Below are 11,065 nucleotides of genomic sequence, written 5' to 3'. Positions count from 1 at the left end.
CCAAGCTGAATGGTCATGATCCCTTTGCGTATCTGAAAGATGTGATGCAGCGATTACCGATGCATCGCGCCAGTGCTATCGGCGAGCTGCTGCCCCATAACTGGGTTCCTGCTGACAAGGTGTGATGCCCGGACGCTTACCTTTTATGGGCCGGGCAAGCCATTCCATTAGAGTATTGCTGGATTCAATTGCCTATACAAAAAGCATGGGGACACTAATTTTACATTCGTGGAAATTGCTTTAAATTTCTATAAAAGGCGGGAGTGAAGGTGAGATTTAGCCGGAGAAATTTTCTGGATTGGAGAGCTTAACAGCTAAGCTACTTGTGGGGAAAGTCGGCCCCAAGCCTCCGGAAAAGTGGCTCAATCCGGAGGCTGCGATTGGGGGATGGCGGGTATCAGTTTCCCAATGGGTATAGTGTAAACAGGCCCTGGACACAATCCCTGTGAAAATTCCCTTTTGTCCCTAATCGACCCGGCAGCTTAAGCCGGCCCAGGTTTCCGCTTGACTACTGAAGTATAGAATATCAGCGCGGCGGCAAACAATAACCAGTCCTTAATAATAAACTGGCCGGTGCTGTTGAGGTTAAGGAGAAAACCCTCGTACCCTGGGGTGTTGAGAATAAAGGTTGTGGTCCCGAAGGCTGTGGCGAATATGCCCGCCAGTCCAAACAGGCCGATGTACCTGGATAGGGGCGCGCACAGGAGCGCCAGCAGGAAAATAATCTCCACAATACCAATAAAGTTTGATGCGCCCTGGGTGCTCCAGAGGGTGTAAGTCCAGGAGAACAGAATATTGGTTTGCATCAAGCGGGAAATTCCCTGGGCTTCGAACTCAAAGAATTTCATGGCGCCGATCCATCCCATCACAATGGCAACGCCGAATATGCAGAGCCAAACCGCTATGCGCTGACATTTTTGTGATGAAGTGGCCAGGGCATACAAATAAAGCGCCACACCGGCCATGGAGAAGTATTTTATGATCCCCTGGCCCGAGCCAATAATGGGAAAGCCACCATAGGACTCCACCCAAACCGGGTTGGTCAGTAGAAGCGTAGTGGGGGCGATAAAGAGTATGAAGGCCGTCAGCGCCGCCCACTGATAACTGGCACTGTGGCGGTTTGGCTGGCTGAGGCCAATCGCGGTGAGGAGTTTCAAGCCGCCAATCAGCCAGGCCATCAGTACCCATGTGCTATCGAAGCCGGAGAACAGAATATGCCCGCTGAACCAGTTAGTGATCAGCTGGGTGCCGGTTTCTCCAAATGAAAGTATGCCTGTCCAGAGGAGATACCCAACCACAGTCCAATTGGCGACGGCATTGACGTGACGCGCGGGGATGTTAAAAAAATAGGAAAGATTCATGCATCAAACTCCTTTGTTCGGGAAACAATGAGGCAGGGGCGAATTTGCCGGAGCCTTTTAAGCGCATGTTGAAAAAGCCTTGCCTGGCTTTTAGCAACCCGGGTTTGCGGTGCCTGTCCGCAAACCTTCGACGACAGGACAAGCTGCTACTCGCCTGATTTGTGCCCCAAAGATTCCTGTTCGGGACAGAAGGCTGCTGACTAAGATTTTTTAAGTAACCTGCCAGGGCCTATTTACACTTACTGAGATAACCTTGCTTCTACGCTCAGGCCTATCCAGGCATACAAGCTGTCGTTAAGCTATAAATTGCCATTCAGGACTCTTTGTCTCAAAAAGTCCCAAATACTTACCGGGCTGGCCATAAAAATTTCAATTATGGCCAAATCCCTACACTCGGGATTGAGTTTGGTTAAAAAATCATTCGCCTGGTCAATTAATCAGCAAATCCAAGGGTACAGTACCTTTCGGCAGCCTTGGTGCGTTTTGCCGCTTAAACGGCGCCTCAAGCCATTTGTTTGCAGCCTCTTCTCTATCTTATGTGTTGCGCCTGATCCAGGTCTTTGGAAAGGCCTCCAGGGGTGTTCAAGAGGACAAACCCGCTTCTCTTCAGTGTCACAAGCTGCCGGGCCTCCAGGGGATGCCTCACGCCTGCTTTCGTAAATCCCATTGGCCCGCTACAAGGGACCCGCCCCCCGTGACTATGGAGACCTAACAATCGGCAAAAGGGCCAATTCCCCGGCAGAATATTTTTCGCTCTTGCGGTGTTTTTGGTACTGATACTTAATAATATTCGGAATATACTTATTTTTACTTAACTTAAATCTGCAAAGGACTCCCAATGTTAAACTCAGCTTCGTCGTTGGATCGCACCGACATCGCCATTCTGCGAGTGCTCCAGGCTGACGGGCGCATCAGTAATGTGGCCCTGTCGGACCGGGTGCACCTGTCGCCACCGGCGACACTGGCGCGGGTCCGGCGGCTGGAGGAGGAGGGTTATATCAGCGGCTATGCGGCGATGCTCAACCGGGCAAAGCTGGGCCACGACAACCTGGCACTGATTGAGATCGCTCTGGAGTTGCACCAGCACCAGCGCATTGCGGGGGTTCTGGATAGCCTGGTGGCCATGCCGGAAGTGCTGGAGTGCTTCCATGTCACCGGTGAGTACGACTATATGCTCAAGGTATCCACGGTGAACAACCGCGCGCTCGACCAGTTTATTGCCACACGGCTGATACCTCTCCCGGGCATTGCCAGGATTCATACCAGCATAGTGTTGAAGGCGCTCAAGCAGACAACCCAGCTGGACCTGCCGGAACTCTAGCAGGTTGTTGAAAAAGGCATCCTGCCTGTTTCAAAACACGAAAAGTGAAAAATGTGATTTTCACTTTTCTCCCAAAATCAACGACTTAGGCGTCGCCGATTTTTCCGGAACATCCATATTCCGGTACCAGGCGTCGAAATTCTTCGAATTTCAACAGCCTGCTAGGCCCTAGCTGAAAACCATAAAGAGGCACACATGTGGAAATCTAACAATATCGAAACCAACGCGATTCACGGTGGCAAACCGTCCCAGGGCGAGCACGGCCCCCTGTCGACGCCCATCTACCAGACTTCCACCTTTGTGTTCGACGATGTGCAGCAGGGCGCGGACCGTTTTGCCGGCGATGCCCATGGCCACATCTATTCCAGGCTGGGCAACCCTACGGTGGATGAACTGGAAGCCCGCATGGCGATACTGGAGGAAACCGAGGCGGCGGCCGCTTTCGGTTCCGGTATGGGTGCCGTTTCCGCGGCGGTTTTCGGCCTGTTGAAAGCCGGCGACCACCTGATTACTTCCCACCGCCTCTACGGCTGCACCTTTGCGTTGTTCAGTCATCAGCTGCCGGCGCTGGGCATAGAAGTCAGCTTTGTGGACCTGGAGGACGAGCAGAAGCTGCGCGCCGCTATCCAGCCGAATTCCAAAGTGATTTACGGTGAGACGCCAATCAATCCCTGTCTGACAGTGATCGACCTGGATGTCATTGGAGCCATAGGCCGGGAGCTGGGTATCACCACTATTATCGACAACACTTTCCTGTCGCCCATCCTGCAGCGCCCGGCGACCCACGGCATCGACCTGGTTTTGCACTCCGCCACCAAATACCTGAACGGGCACGGGGACGTGGTGGCCGGTATTCTGTGTGGTTCCCGCGAACTGGTGGATCACATCAAAATGACCACCCGCAAGGACATGGGCGCGGTGATCAGCCCCAACGATGCGTGGCTCATTATCCGCGGCCTGAAAACCCTGCATCTGCGCGTACAGCGCCACTGCGAGAATGCGCAGCGGGTGGCCGAGTACCTGCAGGGGCACAGCGCCATCGCAAAAATCTACTATCCCGGTCTCCCGGACCATCCCGGCTACCGCCTGCTGGGCAGCCAGATGCAGGGTGCCGGAGGGGTGATGGCGTTTGAGTTGCAGTGCAGTTTTGAGCAGGCAGTGGCCTTTATCAACCAATTGCAATTGTGTAAGCGCGCGGTCAGCCTGGGTGATGCGGAGACCCTGATCCAGCATCCGGCGTCCATGACCCACTCCACCTACGAGCCGGAGGAACTGGCGGCGGCGGGAATTTCCCGCACGCTGATCCGGCTGGCGGTGGGGCTGGAAAACGCCGAGGATATTCTGGCGGACCTGGATCAGGCCCTGGACACTATCGCCTGACAGGGGCCCACCTCCCCCGGAAAAATAATGCTGTCGCCGCCGCGCAGTGCTGATTCATACTGCTGTGGTACCCAGCCACAGGCGGCGATGGGAAATTGCCGACACAAACTGGACGGGTAATCACGCAACGTGAATATGCAATTGAATCCGCACGACCTTATTGGCGATGGCGATTTGGAACTGGCGGAATGGCTGGAGTCCCTGGACGATATTCTGCGGTGCCAGGGTGCCGGGCGCGCGCGGGAAATACTCTGTGCGCTGCAGGAACGGCTGGTCGCGAGTGGTATACAGCCGGATGGAGTGCCGCTCAATACACCCTACCGCAACACTATTCCATTGTCCCAACAGCCCGCTTATCCCGGTAACCTGCAGCTTGAGCAGCGCATCGAGAAAATGATCCGCTGGAACGCCCTGGCTATGGTATTACAGGCTGCCGACAGCGGTGCCGGGGTGGGGGGCCACATCGCCACCTACGCCTCCGCCGCCACCATGCTGGAGGTGGGTTTTAACCACTTCTTTCGCTGTCGGGATTCGGACTACGGGGGCGACCTGCTGAATGTGCAGGCTCACGCAGCTCCCGGCATCTATGCGCGTGCTTTTATGGAAGGGCGGCTGACGGAGCGGCAGCTGGGGAATTTCCGCCGCCAGTTGCAGCCGGGTGGCGGCCTCCCGTCCTATCCGCATCCGCGTCAGATGCCCGGATTTTGGCAGGCGCCAACGGCTTCCATGGGGCTGTCGACTGTTTCCGCCATCTACCAGGCCCGTTTCGCAAAATACCTGCAAGCCCGCGGACTAAAACCGGACAACGGCGGCAAGGTCTGGAATTTTATCGGCGACGGTGAGGCGGACGAACCGGAAGTGCTGGGCACCATCAATATCGCCGCGCGGGAACAGCTGGACAATCTGGTACTGGTGGTGAACTGCAATCTGCAGCGGCTGGACGGGCCGGTGCGCGGCAATGGAAAAATCATCCAGGAACTGGAGCGGAGTTTTCGCGGCGCCGGCTGGCAGGTGATCAAGGTGGTCTGGGGCAGTGGCTGGGATACGCTGCTGCAAAATGACCGCTTGGGTGTGCTGCAAAAACGCATGGACCAGGCCCTGGATGGAGATTACCAAATGTACTCCACCCGGTCCGGGGGCGCCCAGCGCCAGCACTGGGTGGAGAACTCGCCGGAACTCGCGGCGCTGATGAGCAGCCTGACCGATGAGGAGGTGGGTGAAATCCGGCGCGGTGGCCAGGACCCGAAAAAACTCTACGCGGCTTTTGCCCGAGCGGCACAAACCATTGGCAGACCCACAGTCATCCTGGTCAAAACCGTCAAAGGGGATGGCCTGGGTGCCTCCACCCAGGGCAGGAACACCGCCCATCAAAAGAAACAGTTTTCCGCCGCGGAGCGTATCGCCATCGGCAAGCAGCTCGGTATCCCGCTCGCGGATGAGGCGCTGGCCAGGGCTGATTTCTACCGCCCGGCGGAGGACTCCGAAGAAGCTAGCTATCTGCGCCAAAGGCGCCGCGCACTTGGGGGCGCTATGCCTTACCGGCGGGTGGATTGCGCCCCGCTGCCGGCGCCGGACCGCGCACTGCTGGACGACTTTTTTAACGGCAGTGGCGACCGTGCCCTCTCCACCACCATGGCGGTGGTGCGTATTATGGCCAGGCTGCTCAAGGACAGGGAAATCGGCAGGTACCTGGTCCCCATAGTGCCGGACGAGGCGCGTACTTTTGGGATGGAAGCGCTGTTCCGGGAAGTGGGCATCTACGCCCCCGGCGGACAGCAATACCAGCCGGTGGACGCCGACAGCCTGTCGCCCTACCGGGAGGCGGCGGATGGGCAGATTCTGCAGGAGGGAATCTGTGAAGCGGGCGCTATGGCCTCCTTTCTGGCCGCCGGCACCGCCTATGCCAACCACGGCATTCCAACCATCCCCATGTATATCTTCTACAGTATGTTCGGCTTTCAGCGCGTGGGGGACATGATCTGGAGTGGTGCCGACAGCATGTGCCGGGGGTTCCTGCTGGGTGGCACGGCCGGTCGCACCACGCTGAACGGCGAGGGCTTGCAGCATCAGGATGGACACTCCCATCTCCTGGCTTCAACGGTGCCCAATATGCGGAGTTACGATCCCGCATTTGCCTATGAACTGGCGATACTCCTGCGCGAGGGTATCGAGGCCATGTACACACGCGGCGAGCCGGTTTGCTACTACATTACTCTCTATAACGAAAACTACTCCATGCCCGCCGTCGAGCCGGAGGAAAGGGCGCGTATCGAAAGTGGTGTCAAGCGGGGCATCTATCTTTTCCAGCCCGCGGAAAGCGGGGCGGGCCAGGGGCCATCGGTACAGCTTTTCGGCAGCGGCAGCATCATGCAACAAGTGTTGCAGGCCCGGGAGCTGCTGGCCGAGCGGGGCGTTGCCGCCAGTGTGTGGAGCGTGACCAGTTACACCGAACTGGCCCGGGATGCGGAGAGAGTGGAACACCGCAAGCGGATGGAGCCCGGCACCGGGCATCAATCCCGGCTGCAGGAAGCGCTTGCCGGCGTCGAGGGTCCCATAGTTGCCTGCACCGACTATATGCGCGCTCTGCCCGCCAGCATATCGCGCTGGGTGCCCGGTCCCTATGTCACCCTGGGCACCGACGGTTTCGGGGTGTGTGAATCGCGCGAGCATTTGCGCCAGTATTTTGAGGTGGATGCGGCCAGTATCGCCTATGCGGCGCTGGCGGCGCTCTGTGACCAGGGAGAGGTAAGCGGGGACAACCTGAGGCTCTGGGGTACCGAGCTGGGCGTTTTCGATGGGTTTCCCCGCGCGATGGAAAATGAATTTCTGGGTGGGGAATCCGGTGGGTGACTGGGTGCCGCCGTATTCCCGCCATCGAAGAAATCAGTTCATCGACTCCCGCAGGCCGCCGGCTCGCAAAGGCGGCTGATATTGTCCCAATATAACCCGCCCGCAGGGGCAGCCCAAGGGTTTGAGACTGCTGTGTGACGCTTATTCCACTGGGCGGTGACGCCCATTCCACGTAATACAGTTTATTCCGCCAGTCCACCACCAATATCACTTTTCCACACTCGACCCGGCCCATCGGTGGGATGGCGTGGATATTTACATAATTGGCACACCTACTTCTTGACAGGAGCTAACTTATTGTTAAATAAGAAAAAAATTTTGCTGTGTAATATTTGGTCAATCCGGTCTTCACCAGAGATAGCACCGTGTTGCACCGGGTATTTAAGATTAACGCACAGAGTTATCCACAGAAGCTGTGGAAACCACACAGGCCGTCCGGTGATGCCGGAAGACGCTATCTGTCCGGCGCCGAATTCAGTGGTAGTATCCGCCACCAGAAGTGTGTACCGTTTCGTAGACCCGGGGTGCTTTTCCGCATAGGCTCCCGCCCCGAGATGAGACGTTCAGCTCTCAGTCAGCTGGCCACAGGCAGACTTCTCATTCCCCGTGTGGCGAACTTTTTGTCGCCCGCTTTACTCACACACCCGTTAACGGACTCGAAGAGTTAGGAGAACCTTACATGAAGCAATGGGTAGCGATTTTCGCATTGAGCTCACTGGTGGGCTGTACCACGCTGGACCCCTACACCGGTGAAAGCAAAACCAGTAACGCGGCCAAAGGCGCCGGCGTCGGCGCTATTGCCGGAGCGATTATCGGTGCGGCTACCGCCAGCAAGGATGACCGCAAGAAGGGCGCACTTACCGGCGCTGTCGGCGGCGCGGCCATTGGTGGCGGCGTCGGCTACTATATGGATCGCCAGGAGGCGGCACTGCGTCAGCGCCTGGAAGGTACCGGGGTTCGGGTGCAGCGCGAGGGGGACAATATCCGCCTGATCATGCCCGGTAACATCACCTTTGCTACCAATGGCGCGGACATCCGCAGCGACTTCTACGGCACCCTGGATTCCGTGGTCATTGTTCTCAAGGAGTTCGATAAGACGGCCATTCGTGTGAGTGGCCATACGGACAGCAGAGGTACCGACGTCTACAACCAGACGCTGAGTGAGCGCCGGGCCAACTCCGTGGCCAATTTCTTCGCCGGTCGCGGCATCGCCGGGGGGCGCATTCAGCCGGTGGGTTACGGCGAGCGTTATCCCATTGCCACCAATGACACCGCCTCCGGCCGCCAGGCCAACCGCCGGGTGGAGCTGGAGCTGCTGCCGATTCAATAATACGTGACAGGGGGCGCTACGCCCCCGCCCGTCCCAGGCGCTCCGGCGGAGACACCAGGCCCCGGGTCTGCCCCGGGGTTTCCCCTTGACCCGACACACCGGTCGCGGTATCAACGGCTTTGAGAATAGCTGGCCAACAGCAGGAGATAAGCCCGTGCTCACTTCCACAACCGACTGTCGGATCCGGTACTGTCTGGGCTTTGCGGCTGCCCTGATGGCAATGGCGGGATTCCCAATAGAGGCGCAGGAACCTGCGGGCGAGCCACAGATACCCGCGTCGGCAGATAGCTTCAACAAGCGCTTTGCCGCCGCAGAGCTGGTGGCGGAAGTGCAGGTGAACAGTGTCCACCGGGACATCGACCATGCGCTTTCCGAACCGGGTATGGTGGCGGTTCTGGGATATGTTTATTCGGCCGTTTCACAGCGGGTGTGGAAGGGTCGGGCAGGGGAGCTGATCGCTTTTCGCCTGGGGCTCACCGACTGCGACAAAAAACTGGTGCAGGGTCACCGCTACCTGATTTTTGCCAGCGCCGACAGTATGGGACGCCTGCAGCTCAAAAGCTGCGACGCGGCTGTCCCCGGAGACAAGGCCGGACCACTGCTGGCCCTGCTGCGCGAGGGAGAGGGACGCGGATAGCCGCAGCGGACGCCGGTCTCACGCCTTTTCGGTGGTTGTCATTAGTCCGGTTACTTAAATAAATTGCCGGGTTGATCACTGCAATACCCGATAAAATGAACCCAGCCCGGCCACCCCTTCTTCATTCCTTGCCTAGCAGGTTGTTGAAAAAGCCCTCCCTGGCTTTCCTCAACCCGGGTTTGCGGCGCTTGTCCGCAAACCCTCCACGACAAATCAAGCAGTTACATGCTTGATTTGCGGCCCGAACATCCCTGTTCGGGAAAGCAGGCTGCTGAAAACCACTTTTTCAACAGCCTGCTAGTGGCAAATTGATTTCAGATGTCACTGCTTGTCACTCAACTTCCATGGCCGGTGAGTTATTGCTGACACAGGATGCCTATGAGGAAGTGTGTCCGATTAACAGATGATGTGCCCAAATGCCAAAGGAAGCTGCAATCATCGTGGTTGTTATTTTGACAGGAAGGCTTGCTTTTCCTAAAAAATCAATAAATAGAAGGGTATTATCCGATGATGGTTTTTGCGACAATAGCTGCCATGGCCGGGATATAAATGTGGCAGTCCTACCTGAAGGCTGCCTCTTTTTTATAGGCATAAGCCATTACTTAAAAAATAACTGTCATTAAGGATATGAAATGAGAAGCTCTGTTCTTTTAATACTCGTTGCTCTTTTAACAACCGCTTGCGCTGCCATCGAATCCGCGGTTAGAAAGCCTGTACCCGGTGTTGAGTCGGCGATGATATCCTCGCAATTACCTCCCAAGGACAGTGAAAACTGTACTAAAGTTGCTGAAGTAAGCTGCCCTTATACTAATTTCACTATGAAATCTGCACATGATCGCTGCGTGGAATTTTCACTGGAGAAAGCTGTTTCAGTCAACGCTGATTATATATATGTCGATGAGCCGATGACTTTGAATGGTATCAGCACCAGTAGTCCAACCTCTATTATGTATACCTGCACCAATCTTGCAGAACTGAATAAGTAAGTAATAGGTGCCTGCCCGGTGTAAGAAGTTTCCTTACACCGGGTTGATTAGAGGTGCAGCATTTGTCTGTTGAAAATTTTTGGTAATTCCCCCGATAAATTTTGATTGAACTGCCCTGGGATCGGATCGTCTGCTCTTGGTGATATCTCTTTGACCCAGTGGGTTGCAATAAACTTTTGACTGATCCAGTCATCCAATAGATCGATCCCTCATCGATAGGGTTTCCAATTTTCAAACCTGCGCAATTATGTTGAATCGCTTGCTTTTCAAAGACCAGTGCCTGCGTCCGCCCGGCGGTGGCGTTTCCCTGTGCCCTAGCAGGTTGTTGAAAAAGGCATCCTGCCGCAGTGCATTTTAGATATAGGCCCGGGTGACCCAATGTCCGCGCATTCCTAAGCAGCGGAATCCCGCCACTGGCGCGACAATCATACTTTTTTTCATATCAGGCGGGATACATACAGCGATCCAGACTTGGCCAGGGGGAGTATGTGCCTTGAAGAACCCACTGGGCGGGTTATTCTTATCAATGTTGGCGCCAACCTCTTCCGGAGCCTCCCCAGCGGTGAAGACTGTTCCGGCGTCATGGTGTTGAAGTAGGGCCCCTGTGAATGCGGCGCCGGGCCGGAGCCGGTATAAGGGTTTCCGGTGCGGTGGCAGCAAGTGCTGTCCCTACAGGAATGTCGCAATTATGTTTATGTAACAGTCAGGGGTCGTGCCAAAGGTGGGTTTATGAAAAAGCTACTGCTTCCACTGATCATTTTACTGTTGATCATCGGCTACTTCATGTCGCGAGGCGGTGATCACAAGGCCAAGGACGCCTACGATTCTATGGACCAGCCATCGAGCGAATCGATGGAAGAGAAGTCGGCGCCCCTCGATACCGAGACACCGCCGGATTCGGATTCCTCCCGCATGATGGACAAGACCAAGGATGCGATGCGCGACACGGGAAGCGCCCTCAAAGACGCCGCCAGGGATACGGGTTCCGCCGTGGAGGACGCCGCCGATAAAACCGGCGACGCCCTGAAAGACGTCGGTGATGCGGCGAAAAAAGGTGTTGACGACGTGGAGGATGCGGCCGGTAAAGCGGCGGACGAGATTCGCGGTAAGGATTTTACGGAGGAGATGAAAAAAGAGGACGAAGAAATGCAAAACGAGGATATGCAAAAGGACGAACCGCAAAACTGATACGGGCGGCGC

The 11,065-nt window shown here is 56.2% G+C and carries 9 protein-coding genes; 8 read left to right on the top strand and 1 reads right to left on the bottom strand.

Annotation, left to right across the window (positions count from 1 at the left end; all coding sequences use genetic code 11):
* A partial coding sequence (locus AB1S50_RS16195) for a transposase domain-containing protein (protein WP_367148845.1) occupies nucleotides 1–125 on the top strand: 125 nt, incomplete at its 5' end.
* Nucleotides 126–482: 357 nt separating this feature from the next.
* Here the strand turns inward: AB1S50_RS16195 and AB1S50_RS16190 are convergent.
* Nucleotides 483–1,361 carry a DUF417 family protein gene (locus AB1S50_RS16190; RefSeq protein ID WP_367152036.1) on the bottom strand — a complete coding sequence of 293 codons (879 nt, stop codon included), beginning with the start codon at nucleotides 1,359–1,361 and terminating at the stop codon, nucleotides 483–485.
* Nucleotides 1,362–2,199: 838 nt separating this feature from the next.
* On the opposite strand from AB1S50_RS16190, the gene AB1S50_RS16185 reads away from it, so the two are divergent.
* From AB1S50_RS16185 to AB1S50_RS16155, 7 genes are all read left to right on the top strand, one after another.
* Complete coding sequence (locus tag AB1S50_RS16185; protein WP_367152035.1) at nucleotides 2,200–2,682, top strand: Lrp/AsnC family transcriptional regulator; 483 nt, start codon at nucleotides 2,200–2,202, stop codon at nucleotides 2,680–2,682.
* Between the two features lie 195 nt (nucleotides 2,683–2,877).
* Entirely contained in the window at nucleotides 2,878–4,062 is a 1,185-nt protein-coding gene (locus tag AB1S50_RS16180) for a trans-sulfuration enzyme family protein (protein ID WP_367152033.1), read from the top strand.
* 135 nt (nucleotides 4,063–4,197) lie between these two features.
* Complete coding sequence (aceE, locus tag AB1S50_RS16175) at nucleotides 4,198–6,912, top strand: pyruvate dehydrogenase (acetyl-transferring), homodimeric type (RefSeq protein ID WP_367152031.1); 2,715 nt, start codon at nucleotides 4,198–4,200, stop codon at nucleotides 6,910–6,912.
* Between the two features lie 679 nt (nucleotides 6,913–7,591).
* A complete protein-coding gene (locus AB1S50_RS16170; RefSeq protein ID WP_367152029.1) occupies nucleotides 7,592–8,242 on the top strand; it encodes an OmpA family protein in 651 nt (216 codons plus the stop codon).
* A 154-nt stretch (nucleotides 8,243–8,396) separates the two neighbouring features.
* Entirely contained in the window at nucleotides 8,397–8,879 is a 483-nt protein-coding gene (locus AB1S50_RS16165) for a hypothetical protein (RefSeq protein ID WP_367152028.1), read from the top strand.
* 632 nt (nucleotides 8,880–9,511) lie between these two features.
* On the top strand, nucleotides 9,512–9,865 hold the full coding sequence (locus tag AB1S50_RS16160; RefSeq protein ID WP_367152027.1) for a hypothetical protein: 354 nt from the start codon (nucleotides 9,512–9,514) through the stop codon (nucleotides 9,863–9,865).
* Nucleotides 9,866–10,594: 729 nt separating this feature from the next.
* Nucleotides 10,595–11,053: a hypothetical protein gene (locus AB1S50_RS16155; protein ID WP_367152026.1), complete on the top strand. Its 459-nt coding sequence runs from the start codon at nucleotides 10,595–10,597 to the stop codon at nucleotides 11,051–11,053.
* Nucleotides 11,054–11,065: the final 12 nt, after the last annotated feature.

It is taken from the genome of Microbulbifer discodermiae (assembly GCF_040742695.1).
Lineage (GTDB): Bacteria > Pseudomonadota > Gammaproteobacteria > Pseudomonadales > Cellvibrionaceae > Microbulbifer.
This window is presented reverse-complemented; position numbering and strand designations above follow the sequence as displayed.